At 67.9% G+C, this 21,237-nt stretch carries 23 protein-coding genes; 11 read left to right on the forward strand and 12 right to left on the reverse strand.

What is annotated here, in order from left to right; genetic code table 11:
- Positions 1-5 precede the first annotated feature (5 nt).
- Positions 6-1,346 carry an NAD(P)/FAD-dependent oxidoreductase gene (locus tag AC07Q9_RS23495; RefSeq protein ID WP_495311966.1) on the forward strand — a complete coding sequence of 447 codons (1,341 nt, stop codon included), beginning with the start codon at positions 6-8 and terminating at the stop codon, positions 1,344-1,346.
- Position 1,347: 1 nt separating this feature from the next.
- On the opposite strand, the gene AC07Q9_RS23500 is transcribed toward AC07Q9_RS23495, so the two are convergent.
- Genes AC07Q9_RS23500 through gcl form a run of 3 tightly spaced genes read right to left on the reverse strand, consistent with a single transcriptional unit; the run spans position 1,348 to position 4,885 of the window.
- The gene (locus tag AC07Q9_RS23500; RefSeq protein WP_495311967.1) at positions 1,348-2,265 is read right to left on the reverse strand and encodes a 2-hydroxy-3-oxopropionate reductase; all 918 of its coding nucleotides are present in this window, start codon (positions 2,263-2,265) and stop codon (positions 1,348-1,350) included.
- Positions 2,266-2,288: 23 nt separating this feature from the next.
- The gene (gene hyi / locus AC07Q9_RS23505; RefSeq protein ID WP_095746340.1) at positions 2,289-3,074 is read right to left on the reverse strand and encodes a hydroxypyruvate isomerase; all 786 of its coding nucleotides are present in this window, start codon (positions 3,072-3,074) and stop codon (positions 2,289-2,291) included.
- 17 nt (positions 3,075-3,091) lie between these two features.
- Positions 3,092-4,885, reverse strand: coding sequence for a glyoxylate carboligase (gene gcl, locus AC07Q9_RS23510; protein ID WP_095746339.1), 1,794 nt, complete (start codon positions 4,883-4,885; stop codon positions 3,092-3,094).
- A gap of 111 nt (positions 4,886-4,996) precedes the next feature.
- On the opposite strand from gcl, the gene AC07Q9_RS23515 reads away from it, so the two are divergent.
- Entirely contained in the window at positions 4,997-5,899 is a 903-nt protein-coding gene (locus AC07Q9_RS23515) for a LysR family transcriptional regulator (protein ID WP_070062397.1), read from the forward strand.
- Positions 5,900-6,051: 152 nt separating this feature from the next.
- Here AC07Q9_RS23515 and AC07Q9_RS23520 read toward each other — a convergent pair whose 3' ends face one another.
- Positions 6,052-7,407, reverse strand: coding sequence for an LLM class flavin-dependent oxidoreductase (locus AC07Q9_RS23520; RefSeq protein WP_495311968.1), 1,356 nt, complete (start codon positions 7,405-7,407; stop codon positions 6,052-6,054).
- Complete coding sequence (locus tag AC07Q9_RS23525; protein WP_495311969.1) at positions 7,404-8,237, reverse strand: MetQ/NlpA family ABC transporter substrate-binding protein; 834 nt, start codon at positions 8,235-8,237, stop codon at positions 7,404-7,406. Before AC07Q9_RS23525 ends, AC07Q9_RS23520 begins: the two co-directional genes overlap by 4 nt.
- Positions 8,238-8,369: 132 nt before the next feature.
- On the opposite strand from AC07Q9_RS23525, the gene AC07Q9_RS23530 reads away from it, so the two are divergent.
- Together AC07Q9_RS23530 and AC07Q9_RS23535 are read left to right on the forward strand one after the other, a co-directional pair.
- On the forward strand, positions 8,370-9,071 hold the full coding sequence (locus AC07Q9_RS23530) for an aspartate/glutamate racemase family protein (protein ID WP_495311970.1): 702 nt from the start codon (positions 8,370-8,372) through the stop codon (positions 9,069-9,071).
- Positions 9,058-10,164: a serine hydrolase domain-containing protein gene (locus tag AC07Q9_RS23535; protein ID WP_495311971.1), complete on the forward strand. Its 1,107-nt coding sequence runs from the start codon at positions 9,058-9,060 to the stop codon at positions 10,162-10,164. Before AC07Q9_RS23530 ends, AC07Q9_RS23535 begins: the two co-directional genes overlap by 14 nt.
- A 2-nt stretch (positions 10,165-10,166) precedes the next feature.
- Here the strand turns inward: AC07Q9_RS23535 and AC07Q9_RS23540 are convergent, their stop codons facing one another.
- Entirely contained in the window at positions 10,167-11,096 is a 930-nt protein-coding gene (locus tag AC07Q9_RS23540; RefSeq protein WP_495311972.1) for an alpha/beta fold hydrolase, read from the reverse strand.
- Between the two features lie 118 nt (positions 11,097-11,214).
- Between AC07Q9_RS23540 and AC07Q9_RS23545 the strand changes: the two genes are divergently transcribed.
- From AC07Q9_RS23545 to AC07Q9_RS23560, 4 genes are all read left to right on the forward strand, one after another.
- Positions 11,215-12,276, forward strand: coding sequence for an aldo/keto reductase (locus AC07Q9_RS23545; protein ID WP_062469984.1), 1,062 nt, complete (start codon positions 11,215-11,217; stop codon positions 12,274-12,276).
- 9 nt (positions 12,277-12,285) lie between these two features.
- Positions 12,286-12,777: an aminoacyl-tRNA deacylase gene (locus AC07Q9_RS23550; RefSeq protein WP_070062402.1), complete on the forward strand. Its 492-nt coding sequence runs from the start codon at positions 12,286-12,288 to the stop codon at positions 12,775-12,777.
- A gap of 73 nt (positions 12,778-12,850) precedes the next feature.
- Positions 12,851-13,486, forward strand: a complete 636-nt coding sequence (gene plsY, locus AC07Q9_RS23555; protein ID WP_062469978.1) for a glycerol-3-phosphate 1-O-acyltransferase PlsY — start codon at positions 12,851-12,853, stop codon at positions 13,484-13,486.
- Positions 13,487-13,493: 7 nt separating this feature from the next.
- Entirely contained in the window at positions 13,494-13,847 is a 354-nt protein-coding gene (locus AC07Q9_RS23560; protein ID WP_070062404.1) for a RidA family protein, read from the forward strand.
- Positions 13,848-13,866: 19 nt separating this feature from the next.
- Here AC07Q9_RS23560 and AC07Q9_RS23565 read toward each other — a convergent pair whose 3' ends face one another.
- Both AC07Q9_RS23565 and AC07Q9_RS23570 read right to left on the reverse strand, forming a co-directional pair.
- Complete coding sequence (locus tag AC07Q9_RS23565) at positions 13,867-14,511, reverse strand: retropepsin-like aspartic protease family protein (RefSeq protein ID WP_495311973.1); 645 nt, start codon at positions 14,509-14,511, stop codon at positions 13,867-13,869.
- 7 nt (positions 14,512-14,518) lie between these two features.
- Positions 14,519-15,004: a YajQ family cyclic di-GMP-binding protein gene (locus AC07Q9_RS23570; protein WP_099791661.1), complete on the reverse strand. Its 486-nt coding sequence runs from the start codon at positions 15,002-15,004 to the stop codon at positions 14,519-14,521.
- Between the two features lie 43 nt (positions 15,005-15,047).
- Here AC07Q9_RS23570 and murB point away from each other — a divergent pair, with 43 nt between their 5' ends.
- The gene (gene murB / locus AC07Q9_RS23575) at positions 15,048-16,100 is read left to right on the forward strand and encodes a UDP-N-acetylmuramate dehydrogenase (RefSeq protein WP_159273310.1); all 1,053 of its coding nucleotides are present in this window, start codon (positions 15,048-15,050) and stop codon (positions 16,098-16,100) included.
- Positions 16,101-16,104: 4 nt separating this feature from the next.
- Positions 16,105-16,938 carry a glycine-rich domain-containing protein gene (locus AC07Q9_RS23580; RefSeq protein ID WP_495311974.1) on the forward strand — a complete coding sequence of 278 codons (834 nt, stop codon included), beginning with the start codon at positions 16,105-16,107 and terminating at the stop codon, positions 16,936-16,938.
- Between the two features lie 100 nt (positions 16,939-17,038).
- Here the strand turns inward: AC07Q9_RS23580 and argG are convergent, their stop codons facing one another.
- The 4 genes from argG to AC07Q9_RS23600 form a co-directional block, all read right to left on the reverse strand.
- Positions 17,039-18,379: an argininosuccinate synthase gene (gene argG / locus AC07Q9_RS23585; protein ID WP_159273312.1), complete on the reverse strand. Its 1,341-nt coding sequence runs from the start codon at positions 18,377-18,379 to the stop codon at positions 17,039-17,041.
- 15 nt (positions 18,380-18,394) lie between these two features.
- Positions 18,395-18,721 (reverse strand): pyrimidine/purine nucleoside phosphorylase, encoded by a 327-nt coding sequence (ppnP, locus tag AC07Q9_RS23590; protein WP_099791653.1) that lies wholly within the window; start codon positions 18,719-18,721, stop codon positions 18,395-18,397.
- Between the two features lie 126 nt (positions 18,722-18,847).
- A complete protein-coding gene (locus AC07Q9_RS23595; protein ID WP_495311975.1) occupies positions 18,848-19,477 on the reverse strand; it encodes a hypothetical protein in 630 nt (209 codons plus the stop codon).
- A 58-nt stretch (positions 19,478-19,535) separates the two neighbouring features.
- Positions 19,536-19,889, reverse strand: a complete 354-nt coding sequence (locus tag AC07Q9_RS23600; RefSeq protein WP_495311976.1) for an ArsC family reductase — start codon at positions 19,887-19,889, stop codon at positions 19,536-19,538.
- A gap of 36 nt (positions 19,890-19,925) precedes the next feature.
- Here AC07Q9_RS23600 and folC point away from each other — a divergent pair, with 36 nt between their 5' ends.
- Positions 19,926-21,233 (forward strand): bifunctional tetrahydrofolate synthase/dihydrofolate synthase, encoded by a 1,308-nt coding sequence (gene folC / locus AC07Q9_RS23605; protein WP_495311977.1) that lies wholly within the window; start codon positions 19,926-19,928, stop codon positions 21,231-21,233.
- Positions 21,234-21,237 lie beyond the last annotated feature (4 nt).

The raw sequence follows: 21,237 nt of genomic DNA on the forward strand, positions 1-21,237 counted from the left end.
ATCGAATGACACCCGGACCTTTCACCGGCACCGAGCCGGATGTCGTGGTCATCGGCGGAGGCCCTTCGGGCTCCACGGTGGCGGCCTTGCTCGCAGACAAGGGCCACGACGTGGTGCTGCTCGAGAAGGCGCAGCACCCGCGCTTTCACATCGGCGAATCCTTGCTGCCGATGAACATGCCGCTGTTCGACCGGCTCGGCGTGCGCACCGAGGTCGAGGCCATCGGCCTGCGCAAGCACGGCGCCGAATTCGTCTCGCCCTGGCACGACCACACCAGCCACTTCGACTTCGGCCAGGCGATGGACAAGAGCTTTCCCTATGCCGTGCACGTGCGCCGTTCGGAATTCGACGAGCTGCTGTTCCGCCACGCCGGCAAACGCGGCGCGCGCACCTTCGAGGGCCGGCGCGTCACCGGTGTCGACATGGACGCGGGCAAGGGAACACCCGACAACCGGGCGCTGGTGAAGGTCAAGGCCGACGACGGCACCGAGACCGAATGGCGCCCGCGCTTCGTGATCGACGCCAGCGGGCGCGACACGCTGCTGTCGAACCAGTTCGACGCCAAGCAGCGCAACCGCAAGCATGCGAGCGCGGCGCTGTACGGCCACTTCGCCAACGCCGAGCGCCGGCCGGGCCGCTTCGAGGGCAACATTTCGCTCTTCTGGTTCGACCACGGCTGGTTCTGGTACATCCCGCTGAAGGACGGCACCGTGAGCGTGGGCGCCGTGGCCTCGCCGGCCTACTTCAAGCGGCGCCAGGGCGCGTCGCTCGAGGACTTCCTGATGCAGACCATCGCGCTGGCGCCCAAGCTGGCCGCACGGCTGAAGAACGCCACGCTCATGGAAGGCGCCACCACCACCGGCAACTACGCCTACGACTCCAAGTTCTGCCGTGGCGACCGCTTCATGATGGTGGGCGACGCCTACGCCTTCGTCGACCCGATGTTCTCCTCGGGCGTGTACCTGGCGATGAACAGCGGCTTCGAGGCCGCGGCCTGCGCCGACCACTGGCTCAAGGGCGAGGCGAAGGAGGCCGAGAAGGCCTTCCGCCATTACGAGAAGGTGATGAAGCACGGGCCGAAGATGTTCTCGTGGTTCATCTACCGCATCACCTCGCCCGCCATCCGCCGCCTGTTCATGGCGCCGCGCAACATCTGGCGCATGCAGGAGGCGCTGTTGTCCATCCTGGCGGGCGACCTGTTCCGCAACACGCCCATCGGGCCGCGCTTCTGGGGCTTCAAGGTGACGTACTACGCGTCGTGCATCGGCATCCTGCCGCAGGCCGTGAAGACCTGGGCATGGCGCCGACGCAACCTGAAGGAGTCCCTGGAGACTGCAAAGAGCTAGTTCAGTCTGGAGCGACGGTGTGCTGGGCGAGGGCTTCGAGGGCCTTCACCAGCGCCGAGTGGTCCAGCTGGCCGTAGCCCATCGCCGCGCAGGCGTTCATCAGCTGCGCTGCATTGGCCGTCTGCGGCAGGGCCACACCCAGCGAACGGGCGCTTTGCATCGCCAGGTTCAGGTCCTTCTGGTGCAGCGCGATGCGGAAACCCGGCGCGAAGGTGCGCTTGATCATGCGTTCGCCGTGCACTTCGAGGATGCGCGAGCTGGCGAAGCCGCCCATCAGCGCCTGGCGCACCTTGGCCGGGTCGGCGCCGGCCTTCGAGGCGAACACCAGGGCTTCGCTCACGGCGGCGATGTTCAGCGCCACGATGATCTGGTTGGCCACCTTGCAGACCTGGCCGTCGCCCGCGCCGCCCACCAGCGTCACGTTCTTGCCCATCTTGTCCAGCAGCGGCTTCACGCGGCCGAAGGTGCCTTCGTCGCCGCCGCACATGATCGTCAGGCTCGCGGCCTTGGCGCCCACTTCGCCGCCCGAGACCGGCGCGTCGATGTAGCCGGCGCCCAGTGCCACGATGCGGCGCGCGAATTCCTTGGTGGCGATCGGGTCGATGGAGCTGCAGTCCACCACGATCTTGCCCTGCGAACCCTTCAGGCCGTCGGCCACGCCTTCCGCGCCGGGGGCGCCGAACAGCACTTTTTCCACGTCAGGGGTGTCGGGCACCATGATGAAGACGATGTCGGCCTTGCGCGCCACTTCGGCAGCCGAGCCGCAGATGGTGGCCTTCGAGACGAAGGGCTCCGGCGTGTTGCCGTGCGTGTTCACGAAGAGCGTGTGGCCTGCGTCGAGCAGGTGGCCCGCCATGGGGGCGCCCATGATGCCCAGGCCGATGAATCCGATTTTTTGTGCAGTTGCTGCGGTGGTCATGTCTCTGTTTCCTTCGTGAACGTTCATTGCTTCTTCGTGAGGGCTTCGCGCCAGCCGAGGCCTTCCACCGTGGTGGCGCGGGGCTTGTATTCGCAGCCGATCCAGCCGTCGTAGCCCAGCGCATCGATGTGCTGGAACAGCCACGGGTAGTTGATCTCGCCCGTGCCCGGCTCGCCGCGGCCCGGGTTGTCGGCCAGCTGGATGTGGCCGATGCGCGCCAGCTGCTTGGTGAGCGTGTTGCCCAGCTCGCCTTCCATGCGCTGTGCGTGGTAGATGTCGTACTGCACGCGCAGGTTGTCCGAGCCCACCTCGTCGATCAGCGCCAGCGCCTGGTCGGTGCGCGTGAGAAAGAAGCCGGGGATGTCGAAGGTGTTGATCGGCTCGATCAGCAGGCGCAGGCCCGCGGCTTCGAGTTCGCGCGCTGCGAGGCGCAGGTTCTCGACCACGGTCTTGTGGGCCGCGTCGGTGCTCACGCCCGCCGGCACCTTGCCGACCAGGCAGTTGAGCTGCGGGCAGCCCAGCGCCGTGGCGTAGTCGATGGCCAGCGCGATGCCTTCGCGGAACTCGCCGGTGCGGTCCGGGTGGCAGGCGATGCCGCGCTCGCCCTTGTCCCAGTCGCCGGCCGGCAGGTTGTGCAGCACCTGCTGCAGGCCGTTGGCGCGCAACGCGGCCGTGAGTTCCTTCTTGTCGAAGGGGTAGGGGAAGAGGTACTCCACCGCCTCGAAGCCGGCCTTGGCGGCCGCCTCGAAGCGTTGCATGAACGGCAGCTCGGTGAAGAGCATCGTGAGATTGGCTGCGAACTTGGGCATGTCTCTTGTCTCCTCGATCAATCCAGCATCGCCACGGCGAGGGCCGTGGGTGCGTCGGCCATGCTTTCGGCCAGCGGTTCGAATTCGTTGATGGCGTCGATCTCGGTGCCCATCGCGATGTTGGTCACGCGCTCGAGCATCACCTCGATGACGACCGGCACCTGGAACTCAGCCATGAGCGCCTCGGCGCGGGCGATGGCGGGCGCCATCTCTTCCTGCTTGTGCACGCGGATCGCCTTGCAGCCCAGGCCCTCGACCACCTTGAGGTGATCGACGCCGTAGCTGCCTTCGATGCCGGCGTCGGCCGGTGCGTTGATGTTGTCGAAGGCCAGCTGCACGCAGTAGTCCATCTCGAAGCCGCGTTGCGACTGGCGGATCAGGCCGAGGTAGGAGTTGTTGACCACGATGTGCAGGTAGGGCAGCTTGAACTGCGCGCCCACGGCCAGCTCTTCGATCATGAACTGGAAGTCGTAGTCGCCCGAGAGCGCGACGATCTTGCGTGTCGGGTCGGCGGCGCGCACGCCCAGCGCGGCGGGAATGGTCCAGCCCAGCGGGCCGGCCTGGCCGCAGTTGATCCAGTGGCGCGGGTTGTACACGTGCAGGAACTGGGCGGCCGCGATCTGCGACAGGCCGATGGTGCTCACGTAGCAGGTGTCGCGCTCCAGGTGGTTGTTCATGCACTGGTACACGCGCTGCGGCTTCATCGGCACGGTGTCGAAGTTGGTCTTGCGCAGCAAGGTCTTCTTGCGCTCGCGGCATTCGCCGGCCCAGGCGCCACGGTCGGTGAGCTTGCCCGCGGCCTTCATTTCCTCGGCCACTTCGACGAAGAGTTCGAGCGCGGCCTTGGCGTCGGAGACGATGCCGAAGTCGGGTGTGAACACGCGGCCGATCTGCGTGGGCTCGATGTCCACGTGCACGAAGGTGCGGCCCTTGGTGTAGACGTCGACCGAGCCGGTGTGGCGGTTGGCCCAGCGGTTGCCGATGCCCAGCACGAAGTCCGAAGCGAGCACGGTGGCGTTGCCGTAGCGATGGCTGGTCTGCAGGCCGCACATGCCGGCCATGAGCGGGTGGTCGTCGGGAATGGCGCCCCAGCCCATGAGCGTGGGGATCACCGGCACGCCGGTGGCTTCGGCAAAGCGCACGAGCAGGTCGGAGGCGTCGGCATTGATGATGCCGCCGCCGGCCACGATCAGCGGGCGCTCGGCCGCCTGCATCATGCCGATGGCCTTCTCGATCTGGGCGCGCGTGGCGGCCGGCTTGTAGGGCTTGAGCGGCTCGTAGGCGTCGATGTCGAACTCGATCTGCGCCATCTGCACGTCGAAGGGCAGGTCGATGAGCACGGGGCCCGGGCGGCCCGAGCGCATGAGGTGGAAGGCCTGCTGGAACACCTGCGGCACCTGGCCGGGTTCGCGCACGGTGACCGACCACTTGGTGACGGGCTTGGAGATGGACTCGATGTCGACCGCCTGGAAGTCTTCCTTGTACAGGCGGGCGCGCGGTGCCTGGCCGGTGATGCACAGGATGGGAATGGAATCGGCCCAGGCCGAGTACAGGCCCGTGATCATGTCGGTGCCCGCCGGGCCCGAGGTGCCGATGCACACGCCGATGTTGCCGGCCACGGCGCGGGTGTAGCCCTCGGCCATGTGCGAGGCGCCCTCGACGTGGCGCGCGAGGATGTGCGAGATGCTGCCGCGCTGGCGCAGGGCCGAGTACAGCGGGTTGATTGCTGCGCCCGGCACGCCGAAGGCCTGCGTGACGCCTTCTTTTTCCATCACCAGAACTGCGGCCTGGACCGCTGTCATCTTTGCCATTTGAAAGTCTCCTTGAGGTGGCCTCACTGTAGGAAGCGGGGCGCATTCCAAGAAGACGGCTGGGGGCCATAAAACCTATTCCGTGGTGGAATAACTGGCTACCATCCGGCCATGGACCGTCTATTGGCAATGGAAATGTTCGTGCGCGTGGTCGAGACCGGCAGCTTCTCGAAGGCGGCGCGCGAGTTCAACACCACGCAACCCACCGTGACCAAGCAGGTCGCGGCCACGGAGGCGCGCCTGAAGGTGCGGCTGCTCAACCGCAACACGCGCGGCGTGAGCCTCACGGAGCCGGGCGCGCTGTACTACGAGAAGTGCAAGACCATCGTGCGCGACGCCGAGGAGGCCGACAGCATCGTGCAGCTGCGCCAGAACCAGGCGCAGGGCCTCTTGCGCGTGGGCACGTCGGTGGCCTTCGGGCGGCGCGTGGTGGTGCCGCTGGCGCTGGAGTACATGCGCCGGCATCCGCAGGTGCAGCTCGACCTGAGCTTCGAGGACCGCTATGTCGACCTCATCGCGCAGGGCATCGACGTGGCGATCCGCATGGGCAAGCTGGCCGATTCGTCACTGGGGGCGCGCTACCTGGGCGCGAATCCGTGGGTCATGGTGGCGTCGCCGGCCTACCTGAAGAAGCACGGCACGCCCAAGCGCGCGCAGGACCTGAGCGCGCACGTGGCGCTGATCTACAGCAGCGTGGTGGGCGACGAGTTCTGGCGCATGCACACGCCCAAGGGCGATCCGGTGACGGTGCCGGTGTCGGGGCGCTTCCGGTCGAACAATCTGTCGGCGGTGCTGGCTGCGGCGCGCGACGGCTTGGGCATTGCGTTGATGCCGCGCTATGTGGCGAGCGAGTCGCTGGCTGCGGGGAAGGTGAACGCCGTCCTTGGGGACCATGCGCTGCCTGAGCAGGAGATTCACGCGGTGTTTCCTTCGCCCAAGCTGGTGCCTGGGAAGGTGTCGGGGTTTGTTGCCTTCTTGCAAGGGCGCTTTGACGAGGGGTGGTGGGACGCCTGACGGGGTTTGTTCAGGGCGCGTGCACAGGACATCGGGTACTCCCCTCCGCGAATGTCCCCCGCTTCGCTCCTCCTTGATTTCGCTGCGGGGAGCACCCAATGCCCTGCGCACAGGGCACGCTGTGGGTGTTCGCCCTGCGTGAAAGGCCGGCTTCAGGCTGCGAGCCGCTGTGCCGCCCGCCCTGCAGGCCGGGCCAACCCCAGGTGATCACGCAGCGTGCGCCCCTCGTACTCCGTGCGAAAGAGGCCTCGCTTCTGCAGGATCGGCACCACGCCGTCCACGAAGTCCTGCAGCCCATGCGGGAGCGCATCGGGCATCAGGTTGAAACCATCGGCCGCGCCGCCCTTGAACCAGCGTTCGATGTCGTCGGCGATCTGCTCGGGCGTGCCGACGATCACGCGGTGCCCGCCGCCGCCTGCGAGTTCGCGGATCAGCTGGCGCACCGTGTAGCCGTGCGTGCGCCCGGCCGCGACCACGGCGTTGAAGAAGGTGTGGTTGCCGTTGCCATTGCCGGGCAGCGGCAGGTCGTCGGGCAGGCGCTCGTCGAGCTTCAGGCGGTCGGGCGTGATGCCCAGCGTGCCGGCCAGGCGCGTGAGGCTGTAGTCCCACGGGATCAGGTCGACCAGCGCGTCGCGGCGGCGAAGTGCCTGCGCTTCGGTGGCGCCGACGATGGTGGTGAGGCCGGCCAGCACCTTCACTGCGTCGGGGCCGCGGCCCAGCTCGGCGGCGCGGGTCTTGAGGGCGCGTGCGTAGGCCTGCGATTCTTCGAAGGATTGCGAGGCGGAGAACACGGCTTCGGCATGGCGCGATGCGAGCTCGCGCCCGTCGGCCGAGGCGCCGGCCTGCACCAGCACGGGGTGGCCTTGCGGCGGGCGCGGCAGGTTGAGCGGGCCCTGCACCGCGAAGTGCTCGCCGCGGTGCGCGAGGGCATGCACCTTCGACGGGTCGATGAAGCGGCCGGCGGCCTTGTCGCCCACGAAGGCGTCGTCTTCCCAGCTGTCCCACAGCGCCTTGACGATGTCGGCGAACTCCGAGGCGCGGGCGTAGCGTTTGGCATGGCCGGGCGTGGTGTCCAGGCCGAAGTTGCGCGCCGAGGGCAGGTCGGCCGTGGTCACCATGTTCCAGCCGGCACGGCCGGCGCTCACGTGGTCGAGCGTGGCGAAGCGGCGCGCGAGGTTGTAGGGCTCGTTGTAGCTGGTGGAAGCGGTGGCGATGAGGCCGATGTGCGTGGTCGCGGCGGCCACGCAGGCCAGCAGGATGGTGGGCTCCAGCGCGGTGATCGGGCGGAAGTGGATCTGGTCGACGATGGCCGCGTTGTCGGCCAGGAACACGGCGTCGAGCTTGGCGGCCTCGGCGATCTGCGCGGTGCGGATGTAGTGCTGGATGTCGGCGAACGCCCACGGGTCGCTCTCCGGCAGGCGCCAGGCCGAAGGCACGAAGCCCGAATGCAGGATGTTGACGTTGAGGTGCAGCTGTCTGCGCGGCGCGGTGGTGTTGTGGTTGCTCATGGGTTGAAATAGTCCGGCAGCCGGTAGCCCGCCCACACGGGGTTGGCCTTGAAGAACGTCTGGAACGCGGGCGACTGGTAGGCCGCTGCGATGTCCTTCGCGAACTTCGCGTTTTCGTTGCTGCGCTTCACCGCCACCACGTTGACGTAGGGGAGCGTCATGTCTTCGAGCTTCAGCGCCTCGGTGAGCTTCAGGCCCGAGGCCACGGCGAAGTTGCCCTGCACGGCCGCGAGGTCGGCGTCGGCCAGCGAGCGCGGTGCCTGCGCGGCGTCCAGCGGCACGATCTTCAGGCGCTTGGGATTGCTCGCGATGTCGCGCTCCGACACGCTCAGCGGGCTCACGCCCGGCTTGAGCGTGACCCAGCCGATGGCCGCGAGGATGTTGAGCGCACGCGCCGCATTCACCGGGTCGGCCGGCAGCGTGACGGTGGCGCCGTCGGGCACGGCGTCGAGCGTCTTGTGGCGGCGCGAGTACAGGCCCATGGGCGGCGTCGGCACGTGCACCACGGGCACGAGGTCGAAGCCCTGCTGCTTGTTGGTGGCGTTCAGGTACAGCGAGTGCTGGAAGATGTTGGCGTCGATCTGGCCGCGCTCCACCGCGTCGTTGGGCTGCACGCCCTGGCTGAACTCGACGTACTTGATGCTGTAGCCCAGCTTCTTCAGCTGGGGCTCGATGCCGTGGGTGAAGGCGTCGCGGTAGGGGCCCGGCATGAAGCCGACACGCAGGTCGTCCGCGTGGGCGGGCGCGAGCAGCATCAGGCTCAGTGCGAGCCCGCCGGACAGCGGGGCAAGGCGGCGCAGCCACGAGGGGGCGCGCGAAAGGGAAGGCATGGCGACAACTCCGGGAGACGGCAAGGGGAGTCGGGCACTCTAGGTCGCACGCTGCGCGCCGCGAACGAAGATTTGCGCGCTTGCATATCCGCAGGCCGGATAAACCGCGCCGGCTTTTGTAGGATGCGCCCCATGACCCTGCACATCGGAATCGTCGGCTGCTCCGCCGAAGGCGCGGCCCTTTGCTACAAGACCATCTGCATCGAGGGCGCGGCGCTGCTCGGCCCGCATGCGCACCCCGAGGTGTCGATGCACACGCCCTCGCTCGCGGAGTACACGCGTTGCCTGGACGCGGGCGACCTGGCGGGCGTGGGCGAGTTGATGCTCGGCTCTGCGCACAAGCTCGCCGCGGCGGGCGCGGACTTCCTGATCTGCCCCGACAACACGATCCACCAGGCCTTCGACCACGTGGCGCCGCGTTCGCCGCGGCCCTGGCTGCACATCGCCGAGGTGGTGGCCGACGAGGCCGTGCGCCGGGGTTTTCGCCGCATCGGCATCACGGGCACGCGCTGGCTGACCGACAGCGAGGTGTATCCCGAGAAGCTCTCGGCGCGCGGTCTTGAATATGTTCGTCCCACCGTCGACGAGCGCGCCGAGATCGGCCGGATCATCATGGACGAGCTGGTCTGCGGCATCTTCAAGCCCGAGGCCGTGGCCACCTTCCAGCGCGTGATGCAGCGCCTGAAGGACGCCGAGGGCTGCGACGCGGTGGTGCTCGGCTGCACCGAGATCCCGCTGATCATGAGCGACGCGAACTCGCCGCTGCCGACGCTCGATTCGACGCGGCTCCTGGCGCGCGCGGCCTTGCGCCGCGCGACCGGTGGCGGCACGTAAGCCGGTGCGCTTCTTCGCGGCCTGCCTCGCGGCGGTTTGCCTGCTGCTCGCAGGCGCATGCACGGCGCCTGCTGCCCGTCATGCAGACGAGGCCGTCTTTCCGCTCTCGTCGTGGGAGGCGATTCCCCGTTCGCAGCTGAGCGCCGCGTGCAGCCGCGAGCTCGACGCAACCCGTGCGTACCTGAAGACCCTGGACACCACCGCCCTGATGGCGGTGCAGGACGGGCGCGTGCTGTTCAGCGACGGCCCGGTGGACGCCGTCAGCATCGTGTTCTCCGTGCGCAAGAGCCTGCTGTCCATGATGTACGGCACGTACGTGGCGGACGGCACCATCGACCTGGATCGCACGCTGGCCGATCTGGGCATCGATGACGTCGGCGGACTGCTTGCCAGCGAGCGCGAGGCACGCCTGCGCGATCTGCTCACGGCGCGGTCCGGCGTCTATCACGCAGCCGCCAATGGCGGGGACGATCTTGCGTTTGCCCCCGCGCGCGGATCGCAAGCGCCTGGCCGCTACTTTCTCTACAACAACTGGGATTTCAACGCCGCGGGCACCGCCTTCGAAAAACTGACCGGTCGCAGCATCTACCGGGCGTTTGCCGACGATCTGGCCGCGCCCCTGATGCTCGAGGATTTCGAGCTCGCCCGCCACCAGCGCAGCGGCGACGGTGCGAAGTCCGCGCACCTGGCCTATCCGTTCTTCCTGTCGACGCGGGACATGGCGCGCCTGGGCCATCTGATGCTTCGCCAGGGCAACTGGCGCGGGCAGCAACTGGTGCCTGCGGCCTGGGTCACGCGCATCACGCAGCCCGCGACCCCGTCCACGCAGATGCATCCGCCCCACGTGGCCAGGCGCGGCTTCGGCTATGGCTACCTGTGGTGGCTGCTGGAAGAGCCGTCGGACTCCGCGTTGAACGGGGCGTACATGGCGTGGGGCGTGCACGGCCAGTACATCCTCGTGATCCCGAAGCGACACATGGTGATCGCGCACAAGCGCCAGGTGCCGGTGGCGGGCAACTGGAACCCGAGCACGGTGAAACCGGAGGACTTCCTGCGCGCCGCCAGGCGGCTCGCATCGGCGCCCTGCGGCTGAGTTCAATCGGCCAGGAAGTCTTCGATCAGCTGCGCCACGCGTTGCGGCTGGTCGTGGTGCAGCATGTGGCCCGCGTCGTCGAGCTGCTCGATGCGCACCGAGGGCACGGACTTCAAGCGCTCATGGAATTCGGCGAGCGTGTAGCGGGCCTTCCACCAGCTGTGCAGGCTGTCGTCCGAGGCCTCGACCATCAGCGTCGGTGCGGTGATGCGCGCATAGAGCGCCAGTGTTTCGTCGACGCGGAAGATGTTGGCGTTGACGATCTTGTGCGCGGCCTCGCCGAGGATCTGCCAGCGCGTGCTGCCGTCGGGCTGGGCCTGCGGCGCCGACCAGTGGCCGGCCAGCCAGTCGGCCTTGTCCTGCGTGAGGCGCGGGTTGGTCTTCATCAGGCGGCGCGCCACGCCGTCCACCGCCGAATAGCCCGCGAGCGCCTTCTCGCCGCGGTGCAGCCCCTTGAGCTCGTCGATCCACTGGCCGTAGCGCGCGGGCGCCTCGGCGGGCTGGCGCGCGGGCATGCCGAAGCCCTCGAGGTTGACGAGGCGGCGGATGCGCGCCGGGCGCACGCCCGCGTAGTGCATCGCCACATTGCCGCCCATGCTGTGGCCCACGAGGTCGACCGGGCGTGCATCGTCACCTTCGCCGGCATAGTGGTCGAGCAGCCATTCGAGGTCGGCCAGGTAGTCGGGCAGCCAGTAGTTGTCGACCCCGCCGCCGTCGGTGAGGCCGAAGCCGCGCCAGTCGGGGGCGATGATGAAGCGGTCGTCCTTCAACGCATCGACCACGAACTGCCAGGAGGCCGCCACGTCCATCCAGCCATGCACCAGCACCAGCGGCGGGCGCTCGCTCGACGGTTGCCCCCAGAGGCGGACGTGGTAGTTCAGGTTGCGCACGGGCACGAATTCGCTGCGCGAGGGGCGGAGGGCTTGGTACATATGGCGCTCGATGATACGGAGAGGCCGCGCCGCGCGCAGTCCGCCACAGGACAGGGCGGCACTCGGTTTCTCGGGGCCGGGGCAGCGCCTGCCGCGCGGGCGCGCTAGCATTCCGCGCATGAAAAAGATTCCACTCGGTCAGAGCGACCTCCACGTCACCCCGATCTGCCTCGGCACCATGACTTTCGGCGAGCAGGTCGACGAGCCCACCGCCCACGCCGTCCTGAACCGTTCGCTCGAGCGCGGCGTCGACTTCATCGACACGGCCGAGATGTACGCGGTGCCGGCAAGCAAGGAAACCTGCGGCGCGACCGAAACCATCATCGGGAACTGGTTTGCGGCCAACCCCGGCACGCGCCAGAAGATCACGCTGGCGACCAAGGTGGCTGGCCCCTCGCGCGGCATGCCCTGGGTGCGCGAAGGCACGGGCATGACGGCGGCCGACATCGAGGCCTCGTGCCACGGCAGCCTGCGCCGCCTGCAGACCGACGTGATCGACCTGTACCAGATCCACTGGCCCGAGCGCCACGTGCCGGTGTTCGGCAACATCCACTACAACCCCGAGAAGGAAACCTCGCAGACGCCGATCCACGACCAGCTCGAAGCGCTGGGCAAGCTGGTGAAGGCGGGCAAGGTGCGCACCATCGGCCTGTCGAACGAGACGCCCTACGGCGTGCACGAGTTCGTGCGGCTGGCCGAGCAGCACGGGCTGCCGCGCGTGGTGTCGGTGCAGAACGTCTACAACCTCGTGAGCCGCGCGCACGAGAACGCGCTCGACGAAACCATGCACCGGCTCGGCGTGTCGCTGCTGGCGTACTCGCCGCTGGCCTTCGGCCTGCTGACGGGCAAGTACGACCAGAGCGGCATCGAGGGCCCCGACGCGCCCAAGGGCGCGCGCATCTCGAGCTACGAGTCGGTGCGCAAGCAGCGCTGGGGCAAGCCCGACGCGCTGCGCGCGGCGCGGCGCTACAACCAGCTCGCCCGCGACCACGGCCTGAGCCCCACGCAGCTCGCGCTGGCCTTCTGCTACACCAAGTGGCAGGTGGCGAGCACGATCATCGGCGTGACCTCGGTGGCGCAGCTCGACGAAGACCTGGACGCCTACGGCACCACGCTGTCGGCCGAGGTGCTGGCCGAGATCGACAAGATCCGCCTGGACATCCGCGACCCCGCCGCCTGATCTGAGCAAGTGAGCAAGAAAGCCCACGTTTCCGAGACGCCCGCGACCCAGTGGTTGCGGGCGAACCAGGTCGCCTTCACCGAGCATCCGTACGAGTACCTAGAGCACGGCGGCGCCCAGCACAGCGCGCAGGTGCTGGGTTTCGATCCGTTCACCGTGGTCAAGACGCTGGTGATGCAGGACCAGGACGCCAAGCCGCTGATCGTGCTGATGCACGGCAACCGCACGGTGTCGACCAAGAACCTCGCGCGGCAGATCGGCGCCAAGTCGGTCGAGCCCTGCAAGCCCGAGGTGGCGCAGCGCCACAGCGGCTACATGGTGGGCGGCACCTCGCCCTTCGGCACGCGGCGCGAGATGCCGGTCTACATCGAGTCGAGCGTGCTCGAACTGCCGAAGATCGCGATCAACGGCGGGCGGCGCGGCTACCTCGTGGGCATCGATCCGCAGGTGTGCGTGACGCTCCTGGGCGCCAAGCCCGTGCAGTGCGCGCTGGCAGAATAGCCGGCGTTTGCTTTTTCCCGCCGGGCATGCAGGCCGGCGGCGCACAACAACAATCCGTTCCCCGGAGACCGCCTTGAGTTTCGATCTGCCTTCCCTCCTTGCCATCGTGGCGTCGTACCTGATCGGTTCGCTGTCGTTCGCGGTCATCGTGAGCAAGTCGCTCGGCATGGCCGACCCGCGCAGCTACGGCAGCGGCAACCCCGGCGCCACCAACGTGCTGCGCTCGGGCAACAAGGGCGCAGCGCTGGCCACCTTGCTGCTCGACGCGGCGAAGGGCTGGCTGCCGGTGTTCCTGATCCGCCAGTTCGGCGCGCAGTGGGGGCTGGGCGAGGGCGTGGCCGCGCTGGCCGGCCTGGCGGCCTTCCTGGGCCACCTGTACCCGGTGTTCTTCGGCTTCCAGGGCGGCAAGGGCGTGGCCACGGCCGCCGGCGTGCTGGTGGGCATCGCGCCCTGGCTGGGGCTGGCCACGGGCGCGACCTGGCTGATCATCGCGATCTTCTTCCGCTACTCGTCGCTGTCGTCGCTGGTGGCGGCGTTCTTCGCGCCGGCCTACTACCTGCTGGGTGGCAACATTGCGTGGCCACTCGACCGCACGGTGCTGATTGCGATCATCATCATGAGTCTGCTGCTGATCTGGCGGCACCGCGAAAACATCCGCCGGCTCGCGGCCGGCACGGAGTCGAAACTCGGCTCGAAGAAAAAGGCTTGAACTCACCATGGCATCCATCACCCGCTTCCACGTCGGCCCGCGTCTGTCCGAGACCGCGGTGCACAACGGCACCATCTACCTCGCGGGCCAGGTGCCCGACGACACCACGCAGGACATCCGCGGCCAGACCGCGCAGGTGCTCGGCATGGTCGACCGCCTGCTGGCCGAGGCCGGCAGCGACAAGTCGCGCATCCTCATGACGCAGATCTTCCTGGCCGACATCGGCGACATCGGCGCCATGAACGAGGTGTGGGACGCGTGGATTCCGGCCGGCAACACGCCGCCGCGCGCGACCGTGGAGGCCAAGATGGCCAACGCGGCTTACAAGATCGAGATCGTCGTCACGGCCGCACAGGCCTGAGGCCGGATCGGGAGCGGTCTCAGTACCGCTTCTCGAGAATCATTTCGTCGGCGTCGCGCCGCATCGAGAAGCGATTGAGAAAGCTGTTGCCCAGCAAGACGAAGGGCATGGGCTGCTGCGAGACGATGGCGTCGATGTCGTAGACCTCGACGTCGCCCACGCGCACGCTCTGCAACCGCAGCCTGTAGCCCGCAGCGTTGCCGTTGGCCGTGCGCATCTGCACCGGCTGCCCCTTGCTGTAGTCGAGCCCGATGCGCTGGGCATCGACCGCCGACAGCGCGATGGTGGTTGCGCCGGTATCGAGCATGAAGGTGACGGCGCGGCCGTTGATCTGGCCCTGCGTCATGTAGTGGCCCCGGCTGTCGGCCTGCAGCACGATGCGGTTGCCGCCGCTGCCGGCAATGCCGCCCCGGCCGATGCTCACGGGCGAATCCATGCGCAGCGAAAAACGCTTGCCCGCCGATTCGACCACCGCCTGGTCGGCCTGCAGCGACACCAGCTTGACGCCCTGGAAGGTCTCCCCGACCGCCACCGTCTTGGGGGGCGCGCCGTTCACGATGAGGATGGCGCGGCTGCCGATGGAGCCGGTCAGCGTGACCGAGTCGGCGGCGTGCGCCCCCATGGCCGCGGCCGAGCACAGCGCCGCGACGAGGAGCGCCTTCATGCGCGGGTCAGTCGCGGAAGTTGTTGAAGGACACCGGCATGTCGGGCACGTCCTTCTTGATGAGGGCCATGGCGGCCTGCAGGTCGTCGCGCTTGGCGCCGGTGATGCGCACGGCATCGCCCTGGATCGCGGCCTGCACCTTGAGCTTGCTGTCCTTGATGATGCGGGTGATCTTCTTGGCCTGCTCGGTCTCGATGCCGTTCTTGATCTTGATGACCTGCTTGACCTTGTCGCCGCCCATCTTCTGGACGTCGCCCTTGTCGAGAAAGCGCACGTCGACGCTGCGCTTGGTGAGCTTGCTGCGAAGGATGTCTTCGACCTGCACGAGCTGGAACTCGGCGTCGCCGATCATGGTGATCTCTTTGTCCTTGAGCTCGACGGCAGCGGCGGTGCCCTTGAAATCGAAGCGTGTGCCGATTTCCTTGGCGGTGTTTTCCACCGCATTCTTCACTTCGGGCAGATTGGGCTCGCAGACGGTATCGAAAGACGGCATGGGCACTCCTGGACGCACGGGGACTGAATGCGACAATTCTCCCATGATCGTGGAGTCCAATGTCCCGCTGCAGCCCTACAACAGCTTCGGCATCGTCGCGCGTGCGCAGCACCTGGCGCGCATCGCCAGCGAGGCCGACCTGGCCGCGCTGCACGCCGACCCCGCCTGGCGCGACGAACCCCGTTTCGTGCTCGGCGGCGGCAGCAACATCGTGCTCACGGGCGACGTCAAGCCGCTGGTGCTGAAGGTCGAGATCAAGGGCCGCCGGCTGGTCGAAGAGACGCCGCGCGCCTGGATCGTCGAGGCCGGCGCCGGCGAAACCTGGCACGACACCGTCGAATGGATGGTGCGCAGCGGCTACCCGGGGCTGGAAAACCTGGCGCTCATTCCCGGCACGGTGGGCGGCGCGCCGGTGCAGAACATTGGCGCGTACGGCGTCGAACTGCAGGACCGCTTCGATTCGCTCGACGCCTTCGACCTCGAAACCGGCCGCGCCTTCACGCTCGATGCCGCGCAGTGCGCCTTCGGCTACCGCGATTCGGTCTTCAAGCACGTGCGCAGCGGCCCGAACGACTTCGGCCTGGCGGGCCGGGCGGTCATCACGCGGGTGCGTTTCCGGCTGCCGAAGCCGTGGAAGCCGGTGGTCGGCTACCTCGACCTCGAGCGCAAGATGGAAGAAACCGCCAACTTCACGCCCAGCGCGGTCGACATCTTCGAGTGGATCTGCGCCATCCGCCGCGCCAAGCTGCCCGATTGGCGCGTGCTGGGCAACGCCGGCAGCTTCTTCAAGAACCCCACCGTCACGCCCGAGCAGTGCGCCGACATCATCGCGCGCGACCCCAAGATCGTTCACTACCCGATGGACGACGGCAGCATCAAGCTCGCGGCCGGCTGGCTCATCGACGCCTGCGGCTGGAAGGGCAAGTCGGTGGGCAACGCCGGCGTGTACGAAAAGCAGGCGCTGGTGCTGGTCAACCGCGGCGGCTCGGCCAACCCGGTGACCGGCGGCGAGGTGATGACGCTGGCCAAGGCGATCCAGACCAGCGTGTACGAGCGCTTCGGCATCCGGCTGGAGCCGGAACCCGTGGTGGTCTGAGACGGTGGATCTCGACTTCCTGCACCTGAACTACCGCCGGCGCATCGCCGTGCTGGGCTGGGCGCAGCTTGTCGTCATCGTGGCGGGCATCGCCTCGGTGTTCCTGGTGCGGGCGGGCTGGTGGGGGTCGGTGCTGCTGATCCTCGCGGCCCTTTTATTCGCGGGGCTCCTGAGCCAGATCGAACTCAGCCTGCGCCGCCAGTTCATCCGCGAGGCCCGGCTGCCGCCGTTCCTCATCGGCAAGCTGCGCGCGGCGCACCCGCAACTGAGCCGACGCGACGCCGAGCTGGTGTTGCGCGGGCTGCGGCAGTTCTTCATGGCGCACCTGCGCAGCAACCTCAAGTTCGTCGCCATGCCTTCGCGGGTGGTCGACACGGCCTGGCACGAGTTCATCCTGCACACGCAGGGCTACCAGACCTGGTGCCAGGCGGCCTTCGGGCGCATGCTGCACCACAGCCCGGCCGAGGTGCTGGGCCAGGACGCGCGGCGCAACGACGGCCTGCGCCGCACCTGGTACTGGGCCTGCAAGGAAGAAAGCATCGACCCGCGCAATCCGGCGCGACTGCCGCTGCTGTTCGCGCTGGACATCAAGTTCGCGATTGCGGACGGCTTTCACTACATCCCCGATTGCCGGGCGATCGAGCGCGCAACGGGCACCGACGCGCACTGCGGCTCGAGCTTCGGCGATTCGTCGTCCGACGGCGGCAGCTCGGGCGATGCCGGGGGCTTCGGCGGCAGCGAGTCGAGCGGGGGCGGCGATGGCGGCTCCAGCGACGGAGGTGGCGCGTCCGATGGGGGCGGTGGATGCGGCGGTGGGTGCGGAGGCGGCGGCGACTGACGCCGGGGCATTTCCCAAAGTCTCCCAAAGAAAAACGGGCCGCAAGGGCCCGTTTTTCATTGCTGCCCTTTTGCGTGGCAAGGGCAGGGGGATCGATCGATCAGCTCGCGTCGCCGTCGTTCGCCAGCTTCGGCAGCGAGGCACCTTCGCCCGACGACAGCAGGCCCACACGGGTGTAGATCGCCAGCTTCTCGCGCGTGTCGACGATGTCCAGGTTGCGCATCGTGAGCTGGCCGATGCGGTCCAGCGGCGTGAACGCGCCTTCGACCTTTTCCATGCTCAGGCGCTCGGGCTTGTACGTGAGGTTGGCCGATTCCGTGTTCAGGATCGAGTAGTCGTTGCCGCGGCGCAGCTCGACCGTCACTTCGCCGGTGATGGCGCGCGCCACCCAGCGCTGGGCCGTTTCGCGCAGCATGATGGCCTGCGGGTCGAACCAGCGGCCCTGGTACAGCAGGCGGCCCAGGCGGCGGCCGTTGTCGCGGTACTGCTCGATGGTGTCTTCGTTGTGGATGCCGGTGACCAGGCGCTCGTAGGCGATGAACAGCAGCGCCAGGCCCGGGGCCTCGTAGATGCCGCGGCTCTTGGCTTCGATGATGCGGTTTTCGATCTGGTCGCTCATGCCCAGGCCGTGGCGGCCGCCGATGCGGTTGGCTTCGAGGATCAGCTCGACCAGGTTCGTGTAGCGCACGCCGTTCAGCGCGACGGGCACGCCTTCTTCGAAGCGCACCGAGACGGTTTCGCGCTTGACTTCGACTTCGTCCTTCCAGAAGGCCACGCCCATGATGGGCTGCACGATCTGCATGCCGCTGTTCAGATGCTCGAGGTCTTTGGCCTCGTGCGTGGCGCCCAGCATGTTCGAGTCGGTCGAGTAGGCCTTCTCGGACGACATCTTGTAGGCGAAGCCGGCCTTCTGCATGAACGCCGACATTTCGGCGCGGCCGCCCAGCTCGTCGATGAAGACCTGGTCGAGCCAGGGCTTGTAGATCTTCAGCGCGGGGTTGGTGAGCAGGCCGTAGCGGTAGAAGCGCTCGATGTCGTTGCCCTTGTAGGTGCTGCCGTCGCCCCAGATGTGGACGTCGTCTTCCTTCATGGCCGACACCAGCATGGTGCCCGTCACGGCGCGGCCCAGCGGCGTGGTGTTGAAGTAGGTCACGCCGGCGGTGGTCACGTGGAAGGCGCCGGCCTGCAGGGCGGCGATGCCTTCGTTGGCCAGCTGTGCGCGGCAGTCGATCAGGCGGGCGTTCTCGGCGCCGTAGAGCATCGCCTTGCGCGGGATCTCGTCGTAGTCGGGCTCGTCGGGCTGGCCGAGGTTGGCGGTGTAGGCGTAGGGGACGGCGCCCTTCAGCTTCATCCAGTGCAGCGCCGCGCTGGTGTCCAGGCCTCCGGAGAAGGCGATGCCGACCTTCTGGCCGGCGGGAACGTTTTGGAGAATGGTCGACATGTCAGGGGTTCCGTTTCAACCGAAGTGGCAGATGTAGCTGTAGGGCTCGCCGCTCACGCGGATCTGGAAGCTCGAATTGCCGGGAATGCTGAACTTCTGGCCGGGGCCCGAGGCGATCCATTCGCTGGTGCCTGCGAGCTGGTATTCGCAGCTGCCGCCGGCGCCTTCCATGATTTCAGGCGCGCCGGTGTTGAAGGTGAGGGTGGACGGCAGGATCACGCCGACCGATTTCTTGGTGCCGTCCGCCAGCGTGAGGTTGTGGCTCACGCACTTGCCGTCGAAATACACATTGGCCTTGGTGGCCACTGCGGCGCTGTTGATGGTGTCGGTAGTCGTCGTCATTGGATGGATGGCGCCGGCGCCTGCGCGTTCGGCGGATCGAGGGACGCGCCGCGGCAGCAGCACCCCCGGGGTTGGAGAAGCCCTCGATTTTAGGGGCTCGGCAGAGCCGGCCCGCCGTGGGGGAACTCAGTAGCGCCAGCCGTGGCGATAGCCGCCCCATCCGCGATAGCCGCGGTAGTAGCCGCCACCGCCCCAGCCGCGCGAATAGCCCAGGTTCAGCGAGATGCCGACCGGCGGGTAGACGTAGGGCTGCGCATAGGGGTAGGTGTAGGCGGGCTGCACGTAGACGGGCGGGGCATACACCGGGGCCGGCTGCGTGTAGACCGGCGCCGGTGCGTTGGACACCACCACGCCGGGTTCGGGCACGACGCTGTCCCACGGGGAGTTGGCGCCTTGCTGGTACGGGTACTGCCCCTGCTGCGGGTACTGTTCCGGGTACTGCGGGCCGTTGTTGGCCTCGACCGGGTAGGGCTGCAATTGCGACTGGGGCTGGACCGGTGCGGTGGTCACGCCGTAAGCGCTGGCCTGGATCGGAATGGTGGCGCCCGGCCGGCTGGTGGTGCGGGTCGTGTACTGGCGGCCCTGGTATTCGTAGGTGACGTTGTAGCTGACGTCGCTGCCGGTCGTTTCGCGGATCGGCGTGGCGGAAATCACGCGCGCCTGGACCACTTGCTGGGCCTGCACGACGCTGGCGCCCGTGGCCAGCAGGCCGGCCGCCGAAAGCCCCGTGAGGATGCGAAAAACGTGTCTGTTCATGGTGTTCTCTCCTGCAGATCGGGGTTGGAGGCCGGCCGGCGGGACGGGGTTCCGGGGTTTACACGGCGTTCACAGCCCAGCGATCGGCATCGAAACCAGTCGTTACGCCCGTCTTCGGGCCCCAATCGACCACCGGCCGCTTGATCAGGCTCGGGTTGGCCAGCAGCACGGGGCGGGCCGAGGCGGCGTCGACCACCGCGTCGCGCGTGGCCTCGTCGAGCTTGCGCCAGGTGGTGCCCTTGCGGTTGACCAGCGCCTCCCAGCCGGGGGCCTTGAGCCAGCGGTCGAGCTCGGCTTCGGGCACGCCCTGTTTCTTGAAATCGTGGAAGGCGTAGGCCACGCCATGGTCGTCGAGCCAGGCGCGGGCGCGCTTGACGGTGTCGCAGTTCGGGATGCCGTATAGGGTTGTCATGGCCGCCATGATGCCGCGAGCGGCGGGTCGGCGACAATGCCGGCCTCCATGGAAACCCTGAACGACTGGCTCGCGCGCGCCGAGCACCTTCATCCCGACAAGATCGAGCTCGGGCTCGATCGCGCCAAAGAAATGGCGCAGCGTCTGGGCCTGTGTTTCGACTGCCCCGTCATCACGGTGGCGGGCACCAACGGCAAGGGCTCGACCTGCGCCATGCTCGAATCGATCCTCACGCACGCGGGCTACCGCACGGCCGTGTTCACCTCGCCGCACCTGGTGCGCTTCGAGGAACGGCTGCGGCTCAAGGGCGAAGCGGTCGATGCTTCCAAACTGATAGCAAGCTTCGAGGTGGTGGAAAAGGCGCGCGGCGACATGGCCCTGACCTACTTCGAGTTCACCACGCTTGGCATCCTGCATTGCATGATCCAGGAGAAGCCCGACGTGGCGATCCTCGAGGTCGGCCTGGGCGGCCGGCTCGATGCGGTGAACATCATCGACGCCGACTGCGCGGTCATCACCAGCATTGACCTGGACCACATGGAATACCTCGGCCCCGACCGCGAAAGCATCGGCTTCGAGAAGGCCGGCATCCTGCGCGCCGGCAAGCCCGCCATCGTGAGCGACCCGGTGCCGCCGCAAAGCGTGATCGACCACGCCAACGCCATCGGCGCCGACCTGTGGCGCTTCGGGCACGACTTCAACGTCTCGGGCGACAAGCAACAGTGGGGCTGGTCGGGCCGCGGCCGGCGCTACAGCGGGCTGGCCTACCCGGCGCTGCGCGGCGCCAACCAGTTGCTCAATGCGGCGGGCGTGCTCGCGGCGCTCGAGGCGCTGCGCCCGCAGCTGCCGATCACGGCGCAGGCGGTGCGCAACGGGCTGGCGATGGTCGAGCTGCCGGGCCGCTTCCAGATCGTGCCGGGCGAGCCCACGCTGGTGCTCGACGTGGCGCACAACGCGCACGCCGTCGCGGCGCTGGCCGAGAACCTCGACGCGATGGGTTTTTCGCCCACCACGCACGGCGTGTTCGGCGTCATGGCCGACAAGGACCTCGCGCCCATCCTGGCGCGCATCGGGCCGCTGATCGACCGCTGGTACTTCACCGACCTGCCCACGCCGCGCGCCGCCAAGGCGGCCGATCTGCTGGCCGCGTGGCAGGCGCAGAACACGCGCAAGGACGCCTCCGGCAGCGTGCATGCGAGCCCGATGGACGCCCTGCGCGCGGCCATCGAGCAGGCAGGTGCCACTGATAGAATCGTGGTCTTCGGATCGTTCTTCACCGTGGGTGGCGTCCTCGAAAACGGCACCCCCCGGCTGCAAGCCAAACACCTGCTGCCAGGCGGCTGATCGT

The organism is Variovorax sp. GW821-FHT09A10 (assembly GCF_059418385.1).